The sequence below is a fragment of the Streptomyces sp. NBC_00158 genome, from assembly GCF_045160885.1.
GTDB lineage: Bacteria > Actinomycetota > Actinomycetes > Streptomycetales > Streptomycetaceae > Streptomyces.
Genome location: NZ_CP108161.1, coordinates 2,652,192 through 2,673,001, shown reverse-complemented (window position 1 = coordinate 2,673,001; position 20,810 = coordinate 2,652,192). Strand labels below are relative to the sequence as shown.

21 protein-coding genes are annotated in these 20,810 nt (G+C 72.1%); 8 read left to right on the top strand and 13 right to left on the bottom strand.

All coding sequences use genetic code 11. The features are described 5' to 3' along the window. The first annotated feature begins 21 nt into the window (after positions 1–21). Positions 22–1,404 (top strand): hypothetical protein, encoded by a 1,383-nt coding sequence (locus OG553_RS12065; protein WP_405978994.1) that lies wholly within the window; start codon positions 22–24, stop codon positions 1,402–1,404. Between the two features lie 35 nt (positions 1,405–1,439). Here the strand turns inward: OG553_RS12065 and OG553_RS12060 are convergent, their stop codons facing one another. Continuing rightward, the gene (locus OG553_RS12060; RefSeq protein WP_405978993.1) at positions 1,440–2,141 is read right to left on the bottom strand and encodes a hemolysin III family protein; all 702 of its coding nucleotides are present in this window, start codon (positions 2,139–2,141) and stop codon (positions 1,440–1,442) included. A gap of 219 nt (positions 2,142–2,360) precedes the next feature. On the opposite strand from OG553_RS12060, the gene OG553_RS12055 reads away from it, so the two are divergent. After that, a complete protein-coding gene (locus OG553_RS12055; RefSeq protein ID WP_405978992.1) occupies positions 2,361–4,202 on the top strand; it encodes a phosphoenolpyruvate carboxykinase (GTP) in 1,842 nt (613 codons plus the stop codon). A gap of 234 nt (positions 4,203–4,436) precedes the next feature. Here the strand turns inward: OG553_RS12055 and OG553_RS12050 are convergent, their stop codons facing one another. From OG553_RS12050 to OG553_RS12035, 4 genes are read right to left on the bottom strand one after another with little or no spacing between them, the layout of a single operon-like run. Continuing rightward, positions 4,437–5,042, bottom strand: a complete 606-nt coding sequence (locus OG553_RS12050; RefSeq protein ID WP_405978991.1) for a hypothetical protein — start codon at positions 5,040–5,042, stop codon at positions 4,437–4,439. Continuing rightward, complete coding sequence (locus tag OG553_RS12045) at positions 5,029–6,690, bottom strand: substrate-binding domain-containing protein (protein WP_405978990.1); 1,662 nt, start codon at positions 6,688–6,690, stop codon at positions 5,029–5,031. Before OG553_RS12045 ends, OG553_RS12050 begins: the two co-directional genes overlap by 14 nt. After that, positions 6,687–7,901, bottom strand: a complete 1,215-nt coding sequence (locus OG553_RS12040) for a toxic anion resistance protein (protein ID WP_405978989.1) — start codon at positions 7,899–7,901, stop codon at positions 6,687–6,689. Before OG553_RS12040 ends, OG553_RS12045 begins: the two co-directional genes overlap by 4 nt. Beyond that, entirely contained in the window at positions 7,898–9,001 is a 1,104-nt protein-coding gene (locus tag OG553_RS12035; RefSeq protein WP_405978988.1) for a hypothetical protein, read from the bottom strand. The genes OG553_RS12040 and OG553_RS12035 overlap by 4 nt, the downstream gene beginning before the upstream one ends. 139 nt (positions 9,002–9,140) lie before the next feature. Between OG553_RS12035 and OG553_RS12030 the strand changes: the two genes are divergently transcribed. Continuing rightward, the gene (locus OG553_RS12030; RefSeq protein WP_405978987.1) at positions 9,141–9,590 is read left to right on the top strand and encodes a hypothetical protein; all 450 of its coding nucleotides are present in this window, start codon (positions 9,141–9,143) and stop codon (positions 9,588–9,590) included. A 527-nt stretch (positions 9,591–10,117) separates the two neighbouring features. Here the strand turns inward: OG553_RS12030 and OG553_RS12025 are convergent. Both OG553_RS12025 and OG553_RS12020 read right to left on the bottom strand, forming a co-directional pair. Continuing rightward, entirely contained in the window at positions 10,118–10,648 is a 531-nt protein-coding gene (locus OG553_RS12025; protein WP_405978986.1) for a VOC family protein, read from the bottom strand. Then, entirely contained in the window at positions 10,645–10,836 is a 192-nt protein-coding gene (locus OG553_RS12020) for a hypothetical protein (RefSeq protein WP_405978985.1), read from the bottom strand. The genes OG553_RS12025 and OG553_RS12020 overlap by 4 nt, the downstream gene beginning before the upstream one ends. A 59-nt stretch (positions 10,837–10,895) precedes the next feature. On the opposite strand from OG553_RS12020, the gene OG553_RS12015 reads away from it, so the two are divergent. After that, on the top strand, positions 10,896–11,171 hold the full coding sequence (locus OG553_RS12015) for a helix-turn-helix domain-containing protein (protein ID WP_405978984.1): 276 nt from the start codon (positions 10,896–10,898) through the stop codon (positions 11,169–11,171). A 326-nt stretch (positions 11,172–11,497) separates the two neighbouring features. Here the strand turns inward: OG553_RS12015 and OG553_RS12010 are convergent, their stop codons facing one another. Next, on the bottom strand, positions 11,498–12,076 hold the full coding sequence (locus tag OG553_RS12010) for a TetR/AcrR family transcriptional regulator (protein WP_405978983.1): 579 nt from the start codon (positions 12,074–12,076) through the stop codon (positions 11,498–11,500). A gap of 90 nt (positions 12,077–12,166) precedes the next feature. Here OG553_RS12010 and OG553_RS12005 point away from each other — a divergent pair, with 90 nt between their 5' ends. After that, positions 12,167–12,613, top strand: a complete 447-nt coding sequence (locus tag OG553_RS12005) for an anthrone oxygenase family protein (protein WP_405978982.1) — start codon at positions 12,167–12,169, stop codon at positions 12,611–12,613. A gap of 4 nt (positions 12,614–12,617) precedes the next feature. Here the strand turns inward: OG553_RS12005 and OG553_RS12000 are convergent, their stop codons facing one another. Beyond that, positions 12,618–12,986 carry an Mth938-like domain-containing protein gene (locus OG553_RS12000; protein WP_405978981.1) on the bottom strand — a complete coding sequence of 123 codons (369 nt, stop codon included), beginning with the start codon at positions 12,984–12,986 and terminating at the stop codon, positions 12,618–12,620. A 75-nt stretch (positions 12,987–13,061) separates the two neighbouring features. Next, positions 13,062–13,421 carry a hypothetical protein gene (locus OG553_RS11995; RefSeq protein WP_405978980.1) on the bottom strand — a complete coding sequence of 120 codons (360 nt, stop codon included), beginning with the start codon at positions 13,419–13,421 and terminating at the stop codon, positions 13,062–13,064. Positions 13,422–13,509: 88 nt separating this feature from the next. Between OG553_RS11995 and OG553_RS11990 the strand changes: the two genes are divergently transcribed. From OG553_RS11990 to OG553_RS11980, 3 genes are all read left to right on the top strand, one after another. Beyond that, positions 13,510–14,724, top strand: a complete 1,215-nt coding sequence (locus tag OG553_RS11990) for a helix-turn-helix domain-containing protein (RefSeq protein ID WP_405978979.1) — start codon at positions 13,510–13,512, stop codon at positions 14,722–14,724. A gap of 90 nt (positions 14,725–14,814) precedes the next feature. Next, the gene (locus tag OG553_RS11985; protein WP_405978978.1) at positions 14,815–14,964 is read left to right on the top strand and encodes a hypothetical protein; all 150 of its coding nucleotides are present in this window, start codon (positions 14,815–14,817) and stop codon (positions 14,962–14,964) included. Continuing rightward, positions 14,957–15,211 carry a hypothetical protein gene (locus OG553_RS11980; RefSeq protein WP_405978977.1) on the top strand — a complete coding sequence of 85 codons (255 nt, stop codon included), beginning with the start codon at positions 14,957–14,959 and terminating at the stop codon, positions 15,209–15,211. The genes OG553_RS11985 and OG553_RS11980 overlap by 8 nt, the downstream gene beginning before the upstream one ends. 631 nt (positions 15,212–15,842) lie before the next feature. On the opposite strand, the gene OG553_RS11975 is transcribed toward OG553_RS11980, so the two are convergent. The 3 genes from OG553_RS11975 to OG553_RS11965 form a co-directional block, all read right to left on the bottom strand. Next, complete coding sequence (locus OG553_RS11975) at positions 15,843–16,268, bottom strand: hypothetical protein (protein ID WP_405978976.1); 426 nt, start codon at positions 16,266–16,268, stop codon at positions 15,843–15,845. Between the two features lie 116 nt (positions 16,269–16,384). Then, positions 16,385–17,596: a pyridoxal phosphate-dependent aminotransferase gene (locus OG553_RS11970; RefSeq protein WP_401244419.1), complete on the bottom strand. Its 1,212-nt coding sequence runs from the start codon at positions 17,594–17,596 to the stop codon at positions 16,385–16,387. A gap of 222 nt (positions 17,597–17,818) precedes the next feature. After that, complete coding sequence (locus OG553_RS11965) at positions 17,819–20,659, bottom strand: helix-turn-helix transcriptional regulator (protein ID WP_405978975.1); 2,841 nt, start codon at positions 20,657–20,659, stop codon at positions 17,819–17,821. Positions 20,660–20,810: the final 151 nt, after the last annotated feature.

Below are 20,810 nucleotides of genomic sequence, written 5' to 3'. Positions count from 1 at the left end.
CGGTCGAAAGGTTCCGCGCCCATGCCCGCGACCGCCCCGTCCGCTCCCTCCGCCCCGCGCCGCCGCCGGTGTTCCGCCGTGCTGCTGGCCTGCGCCCTGCTCGGGCCGCCGGGGCTCGCGGGGGAGGCGCGGGCCGCGGACGGCGTCGGGACGATCACGGAGTACGAGCCGCCCACCGCGGGCAGCGGTCCGGTCGGCGTCACCGCCGGGCCCGACGGCAACGTGTGGTTCACCGAGAACGGCGCCGACCGGATCGGGCGGATCACCCCCGAGGGAGCGGTCAAGGAGTTCGTCCTGCCCAAGGGCAGCTTCCCGGACGACATCGCCGCCGGGGCCGACGACCGGCTGTGGTTCAGCGAGCCCGGCACCAACCGGATCGGCCGCATCGCCGCGGGCGGCGAGCTCAAGGAGTTCCCGCTGCCGCGGTCCGACTCCTACCCGGTCGGGATCACCGGGGGGCCGGACGGCAACGTGTGGTTCGCCGAGGCGGGCGCCGGGCGGATCGGGCGGATCACCCCGGGCGGGAAGATCACCGAGTTCCCGCTGCCGGCCACCGAGAGCGCCCCGTACCGGATCGCCAACGGTCCGGACGGGAACCTGTGGTTCACCGAGCCCGCCACCAACCGGGTCGGGAAGATCACCCCGTCCGGGAAGGTCACCGGGTACCCGCTGCCGAACGCGGACGGCGCCCCCTTCAACATCGCCGCCGGGCCGGACGGGAACCTCTGGTTCACCGACCCGAACTCCAACGCGATCGGGCGGATCACCCGGCACGGCCAGGTCAGGATGTTCCCGTTGCCCACCGGCAACAGCGGTCCGGTCGGCATCGCGGCGGGCCCCGACGGGAACCTCTGGTTCGGCGAGTCCAACGTCAACCGGATCGGGCGGATCGGCACGGGCGGCAAGATCGCCGAGTTCCCCGTGCCCAACCCGAACCCGGACAGCACGCCCTTCCACATCGCCGCCGGCCCCGACGGGAACATGTGGTTCACGGAACTGCTCGGCAACCGGATCGGGCGGGTGAAGGTCGGGGGCCGGGCCGCCGACCTGGCCGTCCGGCTGGCCGCCCCGGGCAGGGCCCGCGCGGGCGAGGCGTACACCTACATCGTGACGGTGACCAACCACGGCGGCTCCGCCGCGGCCCGCACGGTCGTACGGCTGGCCAAGCCGCGCGGCGCGTACACGGTCTCCGCCCACCCGCAGGCGAAGCGGCCCACCGCCGACGAGCTGACCTGGGACGTGGGAACGCTGCGCGCGGGGGAGAAGCGGACCTTCCGCGTCACGGTGCGCCCGAAGGCCGGGGGTTCCGTCGAGGCGGTGGCGAAGGCGGCGTCGGCCACCTTCGACCCGGTCGCCCCGAACGGCACGGCGTCCGTGCGGACGGCGGTCTCCGGCCACCGCTGACGGCGGGTCCGGCCGTGTCGTGGGGCCTAAGCGGCCTACGCGGCCTGGTACGCGGCCAGCGAGATGCCGACGTAGTGGGCCACGAAGGCCGCGAGCGTCAAGGAGTGGAAGACCTCGTGGAAGCCGAAGAAGCGGGGGGAGGGGTTGGGGCGCTTCATCCCGTAGATGACCCCGCCCACGCTGTAGAGCAGACCGCCGACGATCACCAGGACGAGGACGGCGATACCGCCGGTCCGCATGAAGTCGGGCAGGAAGAACACGGCCGCCCACCCCATCGCGATGTAGCACGGGGTGTACAGCCAGCGCGGGGCGCCGACCCAGAAGACGCGGAAGGCGATGCCGGCCGCGGCCGCGATCCACACCGCCCACAGCAGGGGCTTGCCGGTGGAGTCGGGCAGCAGCAGTACCGCGAGCGGGGTGTAGGTGCCCGCGATGATCAGGAAGATGTTCGCGTGGTCGAGCCGCCGTAGGACGGCCTCGCCGCGCGGCCCCCACGTGCCGCGGTGGTAGACGGCGCTCACGCCGAACAGCAGACAGGCGGTGAGGACGTACACCCCGCAGGCGACGCGGGCCCTCGTCGAGTCGGTGAAGGCCATCAGTACCAGGCCGGCGATCACCACGGCGGGGAACATCCCGGTGTGCAGCCAGCCGCGCATCAGCGGCTTGGCCTCCGGACCTGCCGTTACGGCCGGTGCGACCGGTGCGGCGCTCGACACGGCGGCGGCGTCTGAAGTCATGGTCCACATGCTACCTACGGGTCCGTAGGTTCCGGTTTTCCTCTTTACGGAAGATTGACGGACGTGGCGATGCTCACGTGAGAGGCCCCCTGGACATATGCGCACATCCACCGGATGATCAGATGAGTGCGGTCGGCACCGGATGAGCGGAGCGCGAAGCGTCCGGGTCGCAGCCCCCACGGGGCATACACCAAACAAACCCCTCAACAAGGAGCAATCGTGGCGCGCGACAACGCGGCTCCCACTTCCGGTTCGACCCTCCCCACCGAACACACAGAGCTGGTCTCCTGGGTGGAGGAGATCGCAGCCCTGACCCAGCCGGACCGCATCGTCTGGTGCGACGGCTCCGAGGCCGAGTACGAGCGCCTGTGCGAGGAGCTCGTCGCCAAGGGCACGTTCAAGAAGCTCGACGAGACCAAGCGCCCGAACTCCTACTACGCCGCCTCCGACCCCTCCGACGTCGCGCGCGTCGAGGACCGCACCTTCATCTGCTCCGAGAAGGAGGAGGACGCGGGCCCGACCAACCACTGGAAGGCTCCTTCCGAGATGAAGGAGATCTTCGCCGGTGAGAAGGGCATCTTCCGCGGCTCCATGAAGGGCCGGACGATGTACGTCGTCCCGTTCTGCATGGGCCCCCTCGGCTCCGACCTCTCCGCGATCGGCGTCGAGATCACCGACTCCGCCTACGTCGCGGTCGCCATGCGCACCATGACCCGCATGGGCAAGGCCGTCCTCGACGAGCTCGGCACCGACGGCTTCTTCGTCAAGGCCGTCCACACCCTCGGCGCTCCGCTCGCCGAGGGCCAGGACGACGTGCCGTGGCCCTGCAACACCACCAAGTACATCTCGCACTTCCCCGAGACCCGCGAGATCTGGTCCTTCGGCTCCGGCTACGGCGGCAACGCCCTGCTCGGCAAGAAGTGCTACGCGCTGCGCATCGCCTCCGTCATGGCGCGCGACGAGGGCTGGCTCGCCGAGCACATGCTGATCCTCAAGCTCACCCCGCCGGCCGGCGAAGGGGAGGCGAAGTACGTCGCCGCCGCGTTCCCGAGCGCCTGCGGCAAGACCAACCTCGCCATGCTGGAGCCCACGATCCCCGGCTGGACGGTCGAGACCATCGGCGACGACATCGCCTGGATGCGCTTCGGCGAGGACGGCCGCCTCTACGCGATCAACCCCGAGGCCGGCTTCTTCGGCGTCGCCCCCGGCACCGGCGCGCACACCAACGCCAACGCCATGAAGACCATGTACGCCAACACCGTCTTCACCAACGTCGCGCTCACCCCCGACGGCGGCGACGTCTGGTGGGAGGGCATGACCGAAGAGGCGCCCGCCGAGCTCATCGACTGGAAGGGCAACGCCTGGACCCCGGAGTCCGGGACCCCGGCCGCCCACCCCAACGCCCGCTTCGCCGTCCCGGCCGCCCAGTGCCCGACGATCGCCCCCGAGTGGGAGGACCCCAAGGGCGTCCCGGTCTCCGCGATCCTCTTCGGCGGCCGCCGCGCCTCCGCCGTCCCGCTGGTCACCGAGTCCTTCGACTGGAACCACGGCGTCTTCATCGGCTCGAACATCGCCTCCGAGAAGACCGCCGCCGCCGAGGGCAAGGTCGGCGAACTCCGCCGCGACCCCTTCGCGATGCTGCCCTTCTGCGGCTACAACATGGGCGACTACATGGCCCACTGGGTCAAGGTCGCCGCCGACAAGGACCAGGCCAAGCTCCCGAAGATCTACTACGTGAACTGGTTCCGCAAGAACGACGCGGGCAAGTTCGTGTGGCCCGGCTTCGGCGAGAACAGCCGCGTCCTGAAGTGGATCGTCGGCCGCCTCGACGGCACCGCCGAGGGCGTCGAGACCCCCATCGGCGTCCTGCCGACCAAGGCCGCCCTCGACCTCGACGGCCTCGACATCGCCGACGAGGACCTCGACTTCCTCCTCACCGTCGACAAGGAGGTCTGGCGCGAGGAGGCCGCCCTGGTCCCCGAGCACCTCAACACCTACGGCGACCACACCCCCAAGGAGCTGTGGGACCAGTACCACGCGCTCGTCGAGCGCCTGGGCTGATCGCCGCCACCACCACCACCGCCGGCCCGGCACGACCGGGCCGGCCCGCCCCGACACGACAGGGCCCGCCCTGATCACGACAGGGCAGCCCTGACACGACAGGGCACACGAACGTGGGAGTCCCCGACCAAGGTGCTCCCACCGCTGTGGGAATCCCCGACCAAGGCTTTCCCATCGCAGCACACGCCTGACTGGCCGACGGGCCGGCGCCACTGTCCCGGTCGCCGCCCCGCCTCAGGAGCGTCCGCGCTCCTCCAGATAGGCCGTGTGCGTCTGCTGACGGCGGGCCTCCCTGTCCTGGAGGTCCGCCGTCAGGCGTTCCGCCTCCTCCGCCAGCACCGACAGCTGCCGCTCCAGGTGCCGCTCCGGAGACTCGCCGCCCGGCGTCAGCCGCGTCCACCAGCGGGTCCGGTTGTACGTGTCCACGCACTCCGGCACGTCCAGCCGCACCGCCCGCGCCAGCGAGTGCACCGCCTCCGGCTCCGTCGCCAGGACCTGCGACACCCAGCCCGGGTCCAGCAGGGCCGCGTACGTGTCCAGCAGCTCGCTCAGCTTCCCCTCGGCGGCCGGCGGCAGCTCCACCTCCGCCACGTACTCCCGCAGCCGCCCCAGGTCCTCCCGTACGAGGTCCAGCTGCTCGGCAGGGCCGGCGAACGGCGGCGGCACCGTCCGCTCGGGCGGCGCGACCAGCGCGCCCGCCGCGTACAGCCCCGCGACCACCGCCGGCCAGTACGCCCCCGCCACCCCGGCCAGGGTCAGGCCCAGCCCGAGCAGCCCGCAGGCGCTGCCCCACAGGTTCTTCTTCGACTCCAGGTACGCGAGCGCTCTACTGGTAGCCACGGATCTCCTCGAAGGCCCCGTCGAGGGAGCCGTTCCCGTCGGTCGCGTCGAAGAGCCGGCCACCGGTCAGCTCCGTGATGTGCGTCAGCTCCTTGCGGTCCGAATCCCCGAACAGCACCGCGAACACCGGGGTGCGCTTCTGCGCCTCCGGCAGCCCGGCGTAGAAGGAGTCGAAGTCCTTCACCTTGTCACCGCTCTGCCCGTCCGTCATCAGCACGATCGAGGTGAACGCGTCCGCGTTGCCCTGCCCCAGGTGCTGGTAGGCGGCCTTCAGGCTGGCGTAGACGGCCGTACCGCCCTCAGGGCGCAGCGACTTCACGTCACCCCGGATCGCCTCCAGCGCCGGCCCGGGGTTGCCCGGCTCGACGACGTGCGTCAGCACCCGCTTCACCTTGTCGCCGAACGGCAGCAGCGTCACCTCCTCACGGTCCCGGAACCGCTGCCCCGTCCCCGAACTCCCCGTCCCGGTCAAGTCGGTGAGCGCCGAACGCAGTCGCCCGATCCGGTCCGCCTCCTCCATCGAGCCCGAGGTGTCCAGCACGTACACCGTGCGCGAGGGCCGGCGCAGCTCGTTCTCGTACGAGGCCAGCAGGCCGTCCGCCACCGACCGGGCGCCCGGGAAGGGCAGTTCGCGGCGCACCGCGGGGTCCAGCCCGGCCGCCGGGGCCACCCCGGGCGCCACCGGCCGCCGGAACGTCCTCTCCGTGATCGCCTTCTGCGCCGCGTCGCCCCGCAGGTACTCCGTCAGCAGCCGGCCCGACTCCCGCGCCCCGGCCGGGGCCGAGGTCAGCAGCGTCAGCGGGTAGTGCGCGGTGACCACCCCGTCCTTCGGGCGGATCACCTTCAGCGGGGACTTGGCCCGGTCGTTCATCGACAGCAGCACCGACTCGTAGTTGACCAGCGCGTCCACGTCGTCGCGCTTGGCGTACGCGGTCACGAGCCAGCCCGAGGAACCGGAGGTCAGCTTCTGGCCCTTGAAGAACTCCTTCAGCCGCGGCCGGGCCTTCTGCACGTCCGCGTCGGTCAGCGCCGACTGCGCGCCGGACAGGCCCGAGGCGACCGAGACGAGGGTGGAGAAGCCGGAGTTCGAGCGCACCGGGTCCGTCATCCCGTACGTCAGCTTCCCGGCCGCCACCGCCTCCTCGACCGCCGACCAGGTCACCTCCTCCGGCTTCCAGCCGAGGCGGGCCAGCGCCTCCGGCTTGACGCCGACGGCGACCGGCGAGGACATCACCGGGGTCTCGTTGGCGAGCTTCGACGCCGCCTCGGGGCGCAGCCGCAGGTAGTCGTTGGAGGACAGCCAGATCGCGTCGTACTTGCCGTCCGCCTTGCCGGAGGCGACCTGCTCGGCCGCGTCCAGCGTCCCCGACCAGGTGAAGTCGACGGAGACCCCGGTGGCCGTCTTGGCGTCCTTCAGGATCTGCGCCATGTCGGAGAGCTCGCTGGAGGCCAGCACGCGGAGCCTGCCCTCCTTGTACTCCTGGGGCTTGGCGTCGCCGGACGCGGAAGGCCCCGCCGGCTCGTCCGAGGTGCAGGCCGTGGCGCCCAGCAGGGTCGCCGCCAGCACCACCGTCGCGGCCAGGCGCCTGCGCAGCCGGGCCGTGGTCGTGCGCGCCGTGGCCGTGCGCGCCGTGGTGTGCCGCTTCATCGGTCCCCGCCTTCCAGGGCGTTCGTGGTGCGGGTGCGGGCCAGGTACGCCGAGGCCGCCTGGAGCTCGCCCGTCAGGGACTCCACCGTCGCCGCCATGTTCTCGGTGGCCTGGACCTTGAAGCCGTCGATCGCGTCCAGCGTCTTGCAGATCTGCGCGAAGGCCGTACGGAGCGTCTCCGCGCCCACCGCCGGGTCGGCGGCGATCCGCTGGATCTCGCCGCTCTGGGTGGCCAGCATCTCCGCGTTCCCCCGGATCAGCTCCTCGGTGGTGCCGCGCAGGGCGTTGACCTGCTCGACCACCTTGCGCTGGCTGTCGAGGGCCGAGGCCAGCATCACCGCGATGCGCAGCGCCGAGACGGTCGTCGTCGCCGCCCGGTCCACGCCCTTGATGAGCTCCTCGTTGTTGCGCCGGACCACGTCCATCGCCAGGTAGCCCTGCGCGCACACCGCCAGCTGGGTCAGCAGGTCCTGGTGCTTCTGGCGCACCGGGAACAGGACGTCGGCGCGGAGCGCGTCCGCCTGGGCGGGGTCGGTGCGTCCGGCTTCGGAGATCCGCTGCTCGACGGCCGCGTCCAGGGCCTCGGTGAGCACCGCGTACTCCTGGAGCTTGCCCATCGTCTCCCAGAGCCGGGCCCGCTCGGTGTGCAGGGCGGCGTTGTCGCGGCGCAGCTCGTCCTGGCCGCCGCGCAGCGCGCCGACGATCCGGTTCAGGGTGGTCTGGGAGGAGGCGTACTTGGCCACGTGGTCGCGCAGCCGGTTGCCGCCCGGCAGCTTCGCCAGCAGCTTGCGGGCCCCCTTGGCGGGCGCGTCCCGCGGGTCGAGGTCCTCGACGGTGCGGCGCAGCTCGACCAGTGAGGCGGCCACCCGGGCCTGGGCGTCGCCGCCGCCGTCCGTGCCGCCGTCCGCGCCGAGGGAGCGTACGGCCCGCTCCAGCATCCGGTTGGACTGGTTGGCGGCGGTGCGCATGTCGGCGGAGCCGAGCGCGGTGATGTCGCCGATGCGGGAGGCGAACTCCGGCGAGCGGGCGTCGATGCCGGCGAGCTGGCCGACGTACTCGTCGGCCCGGCGGGCCATCTCCTCCTGGACGCCGTCCTGGAGCGGCACGAGGCCGGAGGCCTGCTCGCGGCGGACGGCGGGTACCGGCTCGGGTGCGGTCAGCACCAGCGGGCTCTCCTCGGGCGGTGTCAGCGGCGGCGGTGTCAGCGTCACGGCGTGCCCCCCTGCCCCTTGGCGCGGCCCGCCAGCGCCGTCAGGACCTTCACGGTCGGAGCGCTGACCTGGCGGATCCCGGTCAGCTCCGGGTTGAGGTACCCGGCGTACTGGTTGGTGGCGGCGGAGAACTCGGCGGTGCCCTCCTGGGGGCGGAAGCCGTGCCGCACGGCCAGCTCGCGCAGCTTCTTGTCGGTGGCGAGGAGCGTGCCGAGGTCCTTGGCCTTCTCGCCGAGCGGCACGAAGGTGTGCGGGGAGTTCACGGTGGTGTCCGGGTACAGCACGACCATGCTCGCGGCCTCCCCGGTGGCCTGCTTCTGCAGCAGCAGCGCGGCGACCTGGGCCTCGTAGGCGAGGACCAGCGGCTCGCCGCTGCCGCTGACGAAGGAGCGGAAGGGGCCGTCGGTGCTGGGCTCCAGGGAGCCCTGGACGGAGATCAGCTTCTTGAGGAGGGGTGCCGTGCGCTCGATGCCGGCGTCGTCGGAGACGACCGTCTTGTTGTTGGCGACGTTCGAGGTGGCGCCGATGAACAGGGCGCCGGAGTTGGAGGTGGTGGGGTCGGAGGTCTTGATGAAGACGGTGCCGGTCAGTTCGGCGTGCGCCGAGGCACCGGGCAGCTGCTGCCAGGTGCGGTCCTCGCCGGCCGCCTTGAGGAAGGGCTCCATCAGGAGGGTGCCGGTGTTCTTGCCGTTCATCTTGGCGAGGCCGTTGTCGGCGAGGACGCGCGCCGCGTTGGCGCGGGCGATGACCACGAGCGGGGAGAAGAAGGGCTTCGCGCTCTGCGCGCCCTTCACCCCGGCCTTCGCGGCGATCTCGTCGGCGGGCTCGCTGCTGCTGGGGAAGGCGAAGTCGTACTCCTTGAGGGCCAGCTGGTCCATGGCCCAGGAGCCCGAGGTCTCGGTCTTCACGGTGTAGCCCTTGGCTGCAAGGGCCTTGACGACGTCGGGATCGCGGAAGAACTCGGACTTCTCCGATCCGATGACGCCACGCACGGTCTTCGTTGCCGTGCCCTCTGATGTACCGGTTCCCCCGAGGAAGATGACGGCGACAACGCCGCCCACCAGGAGGACCGCCAGAGCGATTCCAAGGATGCGTCTCACGGGGGGCAGCCTGCTCACGGAAACCCACATTCCGCGCGGCGTTGGGTGAACGCGGGGTGTCCAGACGGTCCCGCTTCGAAATGCTGTCCGGGTGGGCGGGTGCTGGTGGGCGGGGGCGGGCGGCGGGAGGATCTGGGGCATGGGTGTGAACGGCTCGGGTGGTGCGGGCGGGTTGCGGTGGCAGGGCTGGCAGGGCTGGGTGGTCGGCATGGTGTGCCTGTCCGGGCTGCTGGTGTTCGCCCCGCTGGGGCTGTACGTCTGGGCCAGCGGGAGCCCTGCCGCCCCTCCCCCCGCTCCGCCGGAGGTACGGGTCACCGGGTGCCGGATCGACCCGCCGAGCCGGCGCGTGGTGGCGGTCCTGGAGGCGCGGGGCGAGGGCTCGTACGTCGCCACGGTCGAGTTCCGCGACCGGCAGCCGGAGGCCCCGGACGCCCGTGAGGCCCGCACCCTGGTCCGCCTCCCGGGCCTGACACCGTCCGGCCCCCCGGCCCGGCCCGAGGCCGTCGGGCCCGTGTGGGCGCCGGGGGCGGGGGTTTGGTGCGGGGTGGCGGGGGTGGTGGGGGAGACGGGGGCGCCGGGGGAGCGGTAGCTCCTTGGGCGGGATGAGGGTTGGTTTGGGGGTTTCCCGTCAGTCCCATCGTCCTTCCGTGTCGGGCCGGCCCGTCAAGGGCGCTCCCTTCGGTCGCGTCGCTTCGCGATGGCCTTCGGCCACCCTTGACAGGCCGTCCCGCCCCGGAAAGCCGAAAGACTGCCGGGAAACCCCCAAAAGAACGGTCACGGGGAAGAGGGTGAGGGACGGGTCCGTCAGGGATGGGGCGACGGGGCCGGGCGTCGGCCCGCCGGGCATCCGGGCCCCATGTCCGTGATCCCGGGCCAGGGGTGCGACTGCCCGCACGAAAGGCCGGTCAGAGCCCCTGCGGAGCACCCAGGCGCAGCAGATCGCTACGCGCTCCTCCCGTTTCGGCGTCCGGCGGCCGCCTTGGGCTGGTACCTGCGCCAGAGGACGAACAGGACAGCCCAGGGAGCCGGTGGGCGCGTCAGATCGCTACGCGCTCCTCCCGGCTCGGCGTCGGACGGCCGTCCGGGGCTGGTATCCGTACCGGGTTGCGGAGCAGGTCAGGCGTTGGCGGCGATTGCCGCGCTTACGCCGTGGAGGGCTTCGTCGAGGGTCTTGGCGGTGTGGTCGTGGCCCGTGAAGCCGGCGTGGGGGGCCGGGTTGAGGCTCCATCCCCAGCCCGTCGCGTCCTTGCCGTCGACCACCGCGAAGTCGTCGCCGATGGTGATGCTGATGGACGTGCTGCCGCCGGGGTGGACCCGTACGTCGGTCCGGGCGGTCCCGCCGAGGATGCGGCGGACGGTCTCGCGGGGCACGGGGGTCGGCTCCGGGGCGGTCAGGACGACCGTGCGGCCGTCGGGGTCGGTCAGGGTGCGGGGGGAGTCGCCCGTCAGGCCGAGGCGGAGGTAGCCCGTCTCGGGGCGGCGGGTGGCGGGGTAGAGCTCCAGGACGGTGCCGTCGGCGAGGGTCGCGGCGTAGTGGTCCGGGCCGTTGCCGTGGCGCTCGGGGACGAGGTCCAGGCCGAGGCCGGCGTAGAAGTCGCGGCACTCGTCCAGGCGGTTCGTGTAGATGACCAGCAGGTCGATCGTCATGCGGTCTTCTTCCGTCCGAGGAGGGCCGTGCAGCCCTGGAGGGCCAGGTCGAGGCCGGAGAGGACCGCCGACACGGTCCACAGCGTCTGGTGGCCGGACTGTGACGCCGCCATCGTGACCGCGCCGACGAAGGCCACGGTGGTGCACAGCGGGCGCAGGAAGGGGTTTCGGGCAAGGGATTCGAGCATTCGACTTCCTTTCGGGCGGCCCCTGGTATCCCGTTCAAGGTATACATACCATCGGGGGTATGCCAAGGAAGATTGACGATGAGATCGAGGAGCGGGACCTCGCCTACCGGATCGCCCAGGCGGTGTACGACCGGAGGATGGAACTGGGCTGGTCGCAGCGCCAGTTGGCGGAGGCCGCCGGGATGAGGCAGCCGCACGTCTCACGGCTGGAGGCGGCCAGGAGCCTGCCGAGCCTGGACGTTCTGAACCGGGTCGCGGAGGCCATGGGCGCCGACCTGACCGTGCGCCTCGTGCCGCGCGAGGCGGAGAAGGCCGCGGAGGTGGTCGCTTTGTGATGACCTGGCGCAGACGGGCCTCCAGGCTGAGGCACCGCCACTACGGCAACGCGGCCTCCTCTGCGGCGCTGCCGGCATGGACGGCGCGGCGCGCAGGTCGGACTTCTTCCCGGGCCTCCTGCTGCTCCTCGGCGTCGGGATGAACTGGGCGACCCGGCGCACAACCGTCTGGCGCCGTGGTGTCCGTACTGCGACGACGGGGACGAGGACGACGAGGCGCCGGTGGCCGACCCCGCCGGCGGGCGGGGTCAGCCGGCGCCGGCGTGAGCGCGGCCGCGTCCTCCTGCTCCGCGATGTGCGCGAGGGTGCCGCCGTGCGCGACGGGGTCAGACCACGGCGAGCCGGTCCACCAGTAGCTCCACCCTCGACTCGACGTCCTCCGGCAGCAGCCGTCCCGCGCGGGTCAGGGTCGCCAGGCCGTGCAGGGAGGCCCAGAACACCTCGGTGAACAGCCCCGGTCTGACGCCGTCCCCGGCGACCTCGCCCAGGCTCTCCAGGAGCGAGGCGAAGGCGTCCTTGAGGGGTTCCGGGGTTTCCTCGACCGCGAAGGCCAGCCCGCCGTCCAGCTGGAACAGGGCGTCGTAGACCGCCGGGTTGCGGGCGGCGAAGTCGAGGTAGGTGCGGGCGAGGGCGGTGACCCGCTCGCGCGGGCCGCTCGCGCCCGCGGTCGCGGCCCGCACCGCCACGGCCATCTCGGCGGCACCTTCCAGGGCGACGGCACCGATGATCTCGCGCTTGCCGCGGAAGTGGCTGTAGAGGACGGGCTGGCTGTATTCGATGCGCTCGGCGAGCCGACGGGTGGTGACCGCGTCCCAGCCCTGCTGTTCCGCGAGTTCGCGGGCCGTCGCCACGATGAGGCGCTCGCGGACCGCCCTCTCGCGCTGCTTGCGTTCCTGTACCGACATGATTCGATCCTAGCACTGCTAGACAAGAGAGCGACAGCAGTACTAGCGTTGCCTCATCAGCTAGCAACGCTAGGTCCCGGGAGGGTCGTCATGCTCGACGCACTTGAGGTCGTCACCACCGTCGTCATCGGAGTGATGGTGGGGGTGGAGTTCTCCGTCGCCTTCGTCGTCAACCGGATCCTCGCCGCGCTCCCCGAGGACAGCGGCCAACTCGGCCGCGCCCACGGGGGCCGGATGCTCGGCGCCGTGATGCCGGTCTGGTACATCGGCTCGCTCGTCCTCGTCGCCATCCGGGCCATCGCCGGATGGCACCTCCCCGGCACCGGCCTCGTCGTCACCGCCGGCGCGCTGCTGATCCTCAGCGTGATCATGTCGATCCTGCTGCTCGTCCCGATCAACAACCGGAGCAAGACGTGGACCCCCGAGAACCGGCCCGCAGACTGGAAGGAGCAGTCGAACCGCTGGGACCGCCTCCACTACGTCCGCGTCGCCGTCATCATCGCCGCCTTCGCCCTGCTGGTGACGGCCCTCGCCTGACCGGTCAGCAGGTGGAGTGGAACAGCCCGCCGACGGCCTCTCCGGCCCCGGCCAGCCGGTTGTACACCTCGACGGCGCCCCTGGTCCCGTCCACGTACACGTCGACCCCGGCGTCCCGCAGCACCTCCAGCGCCTCCGGGGTCGCCCCCAGCCGCCGCTCCATCCCCTGGCTGAGCACGACGACCGCACACCCGCGCCCCAGCAGCTCCCGCACGTCCCCCGGCTGGATCCCCGGCTCGTGCCGGGTCCCGTGCACACCCCAGTCCCAGCCGCTCCCACCACCGGGATACAGCACGAAGTCCTTCCCCGGGGGCAGCCCTTCGACCTCCATCTTCCCCCAGGAGACCCGCGTGATCAGCGGAGACCGCTCCATCGCACACCCTTCGTCGTCGACGCCCATGTTCTCCGCCTCACCTGCTCGACGCACGTCCAGGGGGCATGACGGCCCTCAGGCGATCGCCTTCTCAATCGCCTCGAAGGTGTCCGCGTCCGTCTCCTGCTGCCACGCAGGAAGGTCCGGCCAGTCGGCCACGTAGCCCGGCTTCGGGTCCTCGAAGTGCTTGAACATCTGGGCGGTCCAACAGGTGGCGACGAAACGGCCCTTCTGCTCCCGGGAGAGCCGTGCGGTGGTGGCAACCTCCACGAACTGACGCACCTGCGCGTACACGGCCCCGGCGGCCTCGCGCTCCCATTGGGGCATGTGCTCCCACGGGGTCACGTAACCGGCCTTGGGCTCACCCGGGAAGTGCTGCCGCACCCCCGCGATCCAGGCCTCCCGGAACAGTCGCGCGCCTTCGGTCTGCAACATGAGAACCCCTCTCGTCGGTGCGCCGGAGCGTACCCTCAGCCCGGCTGAAACAGCGGTGCCTTGAACGGGCAAGGCGTAGTTTGGCGGTATGGCCTCTGAGCACTTGGGTGACCGTCTGAGTCGTCTCCGCCGCTTCGCCGAACTGACGCAAGAGGGCTTGGCCGAGCGGTCCGGCGTCTCCGTCGACGTGGTGCGCAAGCTGGAGCAGAAGCGCAAGCACAGCGCCAGACTGCCCACGCTGCACGCCCTGTCCAAGGGGCTCGGCGTAGAGCTGACGAGCTTGCTGGGCGACCCGCCCGGGGTGCCTTCGAACGGTGAGGCGGATTCCCCGGCGCTCGTGGCCGTGCGGCGCGCCATAATGCCGCCGTTGTTCGCACCGCCCGTGGAGCCAACCGGAGTGGAACGGCTGTCACTCCCGCTCCTGCGGGCCGAGTTGGCGGCCGGATGGACCCTGTACCACGCGGCGCACTTCGGGCGCCTCATGGAGGTGCTGCCGGGCATCATCGCCGATGCCAGACTCCTCGCCGCCGTGGGGAACGCGGATCAGCGGGCGGCCGGTCAGGCGGCTCTCGGCAAGGCGCTGCAGCTCGGCGGACACCTCGCCATCCGCCTGGGCAAGACGGACCTCGCCCTCTCGGCGCTGGAGCGGGCGTACGCCGCAGCCGGAGACTCCTCGGACCCCCTGCTGGCTCCGATGCTGTCGAACTCCGTCGCATGGGCCTACCAGAGGCAGGCCAGGCTGGACGACGCGCGGAACCTGGCCGTGCACGCGGCGGACGCGGTGGAACGCGAACACACCTCCACCTCAGAGGGAGTTCGCGTCTGGGGCGGACTGCTGATGTCCGCAGCGACCTCGTACGCGCGCAGCGACGACTACGCAACGGCCAACGAAATGATGGTGACGGCAGAGAAGGCGGCGGCCCGACTGGCCACCCTGCCTCCGCCGGCCGACGGCAAACTCGTCTCGGTGTTCAGCCGGTCGTCGGTGCGCATCGAGCGGGTGCGCCTCGCGGTCCAGCACGAGCGCCCGGAGGAGGCCCTGACCCTCGCGAGGGGCATAAGGCTCAGCAAGGACACCCCGCCCTCCTGGCGAACGTGGCTGCTCCTGGACCTGGCGCGAGCTCACGCGGACTTGGGGGATGCCGCCGGAGCGCTCAAGGCCCTGGAGAGCCTGCGGAAGGTCGCCCCGGGGTGGATGAGGCACCACACCCTGGCCGTGGCGATCGTCACGGACCTGTGGGCAGGACCGCACCACCCGCCGGGCTTGCGACAGCTGAAGGACTTCCTCGGCATCACCAACTAAGCGATCGAAAGTGGGACGTTGCATCCCTGTGACCCGTCGTCAGCCGACGAGAACATCAAGCCGTCCGGCAGACAACACGAGGGATGCAACATGGCAGCGACACCAACCGACCGGCTCGACCCGGACAACCCGTGGTCGAGGGCGCAAAAAACCAGCAACCTCAGCGCCGAACTCCTCGACCGGGCGCTCGTCGGCTGGGAGCGCTTCCTCGGCACCTTCGAGGCGGCGTCCGATGAGTGAGTGCTACGAGTACGTCCCCCACCGGCTCCTCCACCAGCGCGTGCGCGACATCGCCTCCGGCGCCGAAGGCGTCCTCATGGCCGTGATCAACGAAAACGTCTCGGACACCGGCATCGAGCGCTGGTTGGAACTGGCCTACATCCGGGGCGCCTCCGGCCGCGAATTCACCACCGCCGCCACCAACGTCGAACCGGCCCCGGACCATCCCAGGACGGCCGTCAGCCGCCGAGATCAGAGAAGCGCGTAGCGATCTGCTGCGCCTGTCGGCTTCCCGGGCTGCTCTGTTCGTCTTTTGGTGCGGGTATCAGCCCAGGGCGGTCGTCGGGCGCCGAGAAATGAGGAGCGCGTAGCGATCTGACGCGCTTGTCGGCTGCCCCGGGGGCTCTGGTCAACCTCTCGTGCAGGTAGCCGCGCCCCCGGCACGGGACCAGAACCGGGCGGGCCCGGACGCCAGCCGACCGACGCCCGGCCCCGTCGCCTCATCGCTGATACGGCCGTCCCTCCCTCTCTGGACCGTGCCGTTCTTTTGGGGGTTTCCCGGCAGTCTTTCGGCTTTCCGTGGCGGGTCGGTCTGTCAAGGGTGGCCGAAGGCCATCGCGTAGCGACGCGACCGAAGGGAGCGCCCTTGACAGGCCGGCCCGACACGGAAGGACGATGGGACTGACGGGAAACCCCCAAACCAACCCTGATCCCGCCCGAGGGTGCACCGCTCCCCACCCACCGGCCCGCAGACGGGGAGGCGGGTGGGCAACTACCGCCCGGCCCCGGGAGGTCGAGGGGGAGATAGCGGGCCCGAGGCGGGAAAACCCGCGCCGGATCCCCCCAGAGCAAGTCATGGCGCCCGGTCCGGAGCCTGCGCGGTCCCGGACCGGGGCCGGTCAGTGGGCGCCGGCCTGGGCGCCGGCCCGGTCGGGGGCTTCGAGGGCGGCGGTGTGGGCGTCCATGCGCTGGGCGGCGAGGATCGCCGCGGCGGTGTCGGCGCGGGAGGCGGCTACGAGGAGGGCGCGGGCGGCGAGGTCGCGGGCGCGGCGGTGCAGGGTGCGGGCGTCGGCGCCGTCGGCCAGGGCGGGGTAGGCGACGCGGACGGGGTGCGAGCCGCGCAGGCGGGTCACCTGGGCCGCGATGCGCACGGCACCGTCGTCGTCGAGGCCGAGCTCGTCGGTGACGGCGAGCAGCGCGGCGAGGTGCCCGGCGAGCTGGATGTCGAGGGCTTCGCCCCGGCTGCTGTGCGGGTACGAGGCGGTGTCGGCGCGGTGGGCGTCCACTCGCTGGACGACCGACTTGGGACGGCTCGGTTCGTACATGAGGAGGCCTCCTGCTTGGTCAGGAGGCCATCCTACATTGGATCCGGTCTAAGGTTGAGTTGAATCTTGGTAGAGCCCGAGTGGACCGGACTGGACCGGACCGGACTGGACCGGACCTACGGCTGGCCGTACCCGTCCAGGAAGCGGCCGATCCGGGTGACGGCGTCCGCGAGGTCCTTCGCGTTGGGCAGGGTCACGATGCGGAAGTGGTCGGGCTCGGGCCAGTTGAAGCCGGTGCCGTGCACCACCATGATCTTCTCGGCCCGCAGCAGGTCGAGGACCATCTGCCGGTCGTCCTTGACCTTGTAGACCGCCGGGTCCAGCTTCGGGAACAGGTACAGCGCGCCCTTCGGCTTCACGCACGTGATGCCCGGGATCTGGGTCAGCAGGTCGTACGCCGTGTCGCGCTGCTCCAGCAGCCGCCCGCCCGGCAGCACCAGGTCGACGATCGACTGCCGGCCGCCCAGCGCGGTGGCCACGGCGTGCTGCGAGGGCATGTTCGCGCACAGGCGCATGTTGGCCAGGATCGTCAGGCCCTCGATGTACGACGAGGCGTGCTTCTTCGGTCCGCAGACCGCCATCCAGCCCGCCCGGTACCCGGCGACCCGGTAGTTCTTGGACAGCCCGTTGAACGTGAGCGTCAGCAGGTCCGGGGCGATCGCGGCGGTGTTCGTGTGCGTGGCGCCGTCGTAGAGGATCCGGTCGTAGATCTCGTCCGAGCACACCACCAGGTTGTGCCGGCGGGCGATGTCCGTCAGGCCGCGCAGCATCTCGTCGTCGTAGACGGCGCCGGTCGGGTTGTTCGGGTTGATGATCACGATCGCGCGCGTGCGGTCGGTGACCTTGCGCTCGATGTCCGCGAGGTCGGGCATCCAGTCGGACTGCTCGTCGCAGCGGTAGTGCACGGCGGTGCCGCCGGCCAGCGAGACCGACGCGGTCCACAGCGGGTAGTCCGGGGCGGGGACCAGTACCTCGTCGCCGTCGTCCAGCAGCGCCTGCATGGACATCTGGATCAGCTCGGAGACGCCGTTGCCGAGGTAGATGTCCTCGACGTCCAGGTGGATGCCCTTGGTCTGGTAGTGCTGCATGACCGCGCGCCGCGCCGACAGCAGGCCCTTCGCGTCCCCGTAGCCGTGGGCGTTGCCCAGGTTGCGGAGCATGTCCTCAAGGATCTCCGGCGGGCACTCGAAGCCGAAGGCCGCGGGGTTGCCGGTGTTCAGCTTGAGGATGCGATGACCTGCCGCTTCGAGCCGCATCGCCTCTTCGAGGACGGGTCCGCGGATCTCGTAGCAGACATTGGCGAGTTTCGTTGACTGGATCACCTGCATGACGGGAGCTTACGGGCCCGGCCGCCCGCCCGCTCGGCCGTTCCGGCGGAAATCCATCGAGCGATATGCCCTATTTCGAGCGATGTAGGGGTGGTGCCCCCGTCCACCCTTTGAAACGGCGGCGGGGCCCCCGTCCGGCCTGCGGAATGGGTGAACGGGCCCCGGCCCTCCCACCCCCGGTGTTGCGCTCGTCACCCCGGGGCGGGAGGGCCGGACGCCCGCCTAGCCGACGGCCAGGAAGGCCCGCGCCAGTTCCACGCGGCTGTTCACCCCGTACTTCGCGAAGGCGTGCCGGAGGTGGGTGTCCACGGTGTGCGGGGACAGGAACAGCCGGTCGGCCACGCCCCGGTTCGTGAGCCCCTCCACCACCAGCCGTACGACCCTCAGCTCGGACGGCGTGAGCTCCGCCCCCTGCTCACCCGCACCCGCACCCACACCCACACCCGAACCGGAACCCACACCGGAGCCCGAACCCGAACCCACACCGGACCCCGACCCCGACCCCGACCCCACTCCCAAGCCCCCCGCGCCCGCCGGGGCCGCGGCCGGGGCCGGGGACAGGCCCCCGAGCCGGGCCCGGACCCGGGCGATCTCCCGCCGGGCCCCCATCCCCGTGTACGCGGCCAGTGCCTCCTCCAGCAGCGGCACCCCCCGCGCCCCCGCCGCGACGGCGGCGTCCTCCAGGGCCGAGGCCGCCGCCAGCCGCCGCGGGCCGTCCCGCATGGCGTCGGCCGCCTTGCGCAGCAGGGCGGCGTCCCCGTCCAGCAGCCCCGCGGCCTGGTCGGCGAAGGCTGCGAGGGTGCCGGTGCCCGGGTTGGCGGCGGCGAGCCGCGCGGCGGCGCGCACCGCGGTGCGGGCCGCCTCGGGAGCGTCGGCGGCCAGGGCGATCCGCACCAGCTGCACCGAGGCGCAGGGTTCCTCGGACAGGAACAGCAGCGAGTCGTCGAGCGAGGACACCACCCCGGACGCGGCCCGCAGGGCCTCCTTCGGACGCCCGTCGGCCTCCAGCTGGAGCGCGGAGATCCAGTCGACGAAGTAGGGGATCGCGCCGAGGGAGGCCATGGCGTGGCGGCGGGACTCGCGGACCAGCTCGGCGGCCAGCCGGTGTTCGTCCCGCAGCAGCGCGATCCGCGCGAGGAGGGCCAGCAGGTGCGGGGCGACGGCCCGCGCCGAGAGCTGGTCGGCGACGCGCGCGCCCGCCTCGGCCTCGGCCTGCGCGTCCTCCAGGAAGCCGCCGGCCAGCTTGAGCGCGGCCCGGTTGAGCGACCACAGCGGGTGCGACCAGGCGCTGCCGATCCGCTCGGCCTCGCGCCGCCCCAGCTCGTTGACGGCGTCGGCCTCCCCGAACCGGTCGGCCGACACCAGGGCCCGTGCCAGCCACAGCCGGGGGTGGCGCCGGCGCGCCTCGGGGCTGCCGGTCTCGGCGATCTGCACGGCCTCGCCCGCGACGGCCAGCGCTTCGCTGATGTCCCCGCGGCCGCGCGCGGTCACGCTGCGGGCCACCGTCGCGAACACCACCGCCGAGGCGGCGCCCGCGGCCCGGCCGGCCCGCTCCGCGGCGACCGCGGCCCGTTCGGCCGCCTCGATGCCGGGGAAGGACAGCAGGGCGTGGGACTGTACGGCGTACAGCTCGGCCCGTACCGCCCCGAGGGCCGTCGGCGCGGCGAGGGCCCGGCCGACGTAGTCCAGTACCAGCCGGTCGTGTCCGGCGTGCTTGAGGGCCTCGGCGAGGGCCAGCAGCATCGACGTCTCCTCCCCGGGGGCGAGCCCGCTGTGCAGGGCGCGTTCGCCGAGCTCCCGGGCCTGGTCCAGGCGTCCGGCGTTGGCCAGCAGCTGGACCGCCTCGGTGAGCAGGCCGGGCCGGTCGGGGGCGTCCTCCTCGACGAGGTCGAGGAGCTGGAGCATCAGGTCGGCGGCGATCCCGGAGGACTGGGTGGCGGCCTCCCGGACGGCGAGGTGCAGGGTGGCGATGGCCTCGCGGTTGCCGCGCTGTCCGCCGCGCGCGAGGTGCTGGGAGATCTCGGCGGCGGGCCGGCCGGTGGCGCGCAGTACGCCGGCGGCCTCCTGGTGCAGGGCGTGCCGGACGGGTCCGGGCAGCGTCCCGTAGACCGTCTCGCGGATCAGGTCGTGCCGGAAGCGGAGTTCGGAGCCGGTGCCGATGAGCATGCCCACGGCGACGGCCTCGCGGACGGCGGTGTTCAGCTCGGCGACGGCCAGGCCCAGCAGTCCGCCCGCCTCGGCCACGCTGAAGGGGCGGGCCAGTACGGCGCCGACCTCCAGCAGCCGCCGGGCGGGTTCGGACAGCCCGGCGAGCCAGCCGCGCGGCAGGGCGGCGGAGGGCTGTTCGGAGTCGGGCCGGGACAGCAGCTCGACGAGCAGGAACGGGTTGCCGTCGCTGCGTTCGGCGTGGGCCAGCAGCTGGGCGGAGGGTGCGCTGCCCAGCGTACGGGTGCACAGTTCGGCGACCTCGGGCCCGGACAGCGGTGCCAGGGGGAGGCGTTGGGCGCCGTCCGCGACCAGCCGGTCGGCGAGGTCGTGGACGGGGCTGGGGCTGGGCGCGCGGGCCGGGCGCAGGGCCAGCAGCCACAGCACCTCGGCGGCGTGCAGGGTGGGCAGCAGGATGCGCAGGGCCTGGGCGGTGAGTTCGTCCGCCCAGTGCATGTCGTCGAGGACGACGGCCAGGGGGCGGCGGCGGGCCGCCTGTTCGATGGCTTCGGCGATGCGGTGGACCAGCCAGAACCTTCCGGACTCGGTGAATCCGCCGGCCGCGAGGGAGCTGAGGGTCTCGCGGTCCAGGACGGGTTCGGGGCCGCTGCTGAGGGCGCCCAGCAGGCTGGCCATGGGGACGACGTGGTCGAGTTCGGTGGCCTGGCCGCGGGCCACCGCGATGCCGTGCCGGGCGGCCTGGCGCTCGCTCTCGGCGAGGAGCCGGCTCTTGCCGAGGCCGGCGTACCCCTCGATGACGACGCAGCCGCCGGTGCCGGCGCGGACCCTGAGCAGGGCCCGGTGCAGCGTGGTGAGTTCGTTGCTCCGGCCGACGAGTGGACTCTCGTGCTCGGACACTGTGTGTAATCCCTCCCCCGTCGGGCATGTGCCCGACACGAAGGCCCTGTCGCGCCGCGGGCCCTCACGGATTTCGACTTCTCCCGCGGCCGCTGGGCCGGGGGCAGCCCAGACGCTAACCCGAACCGGCGAGTAGGTCCCGGTGTCGGGA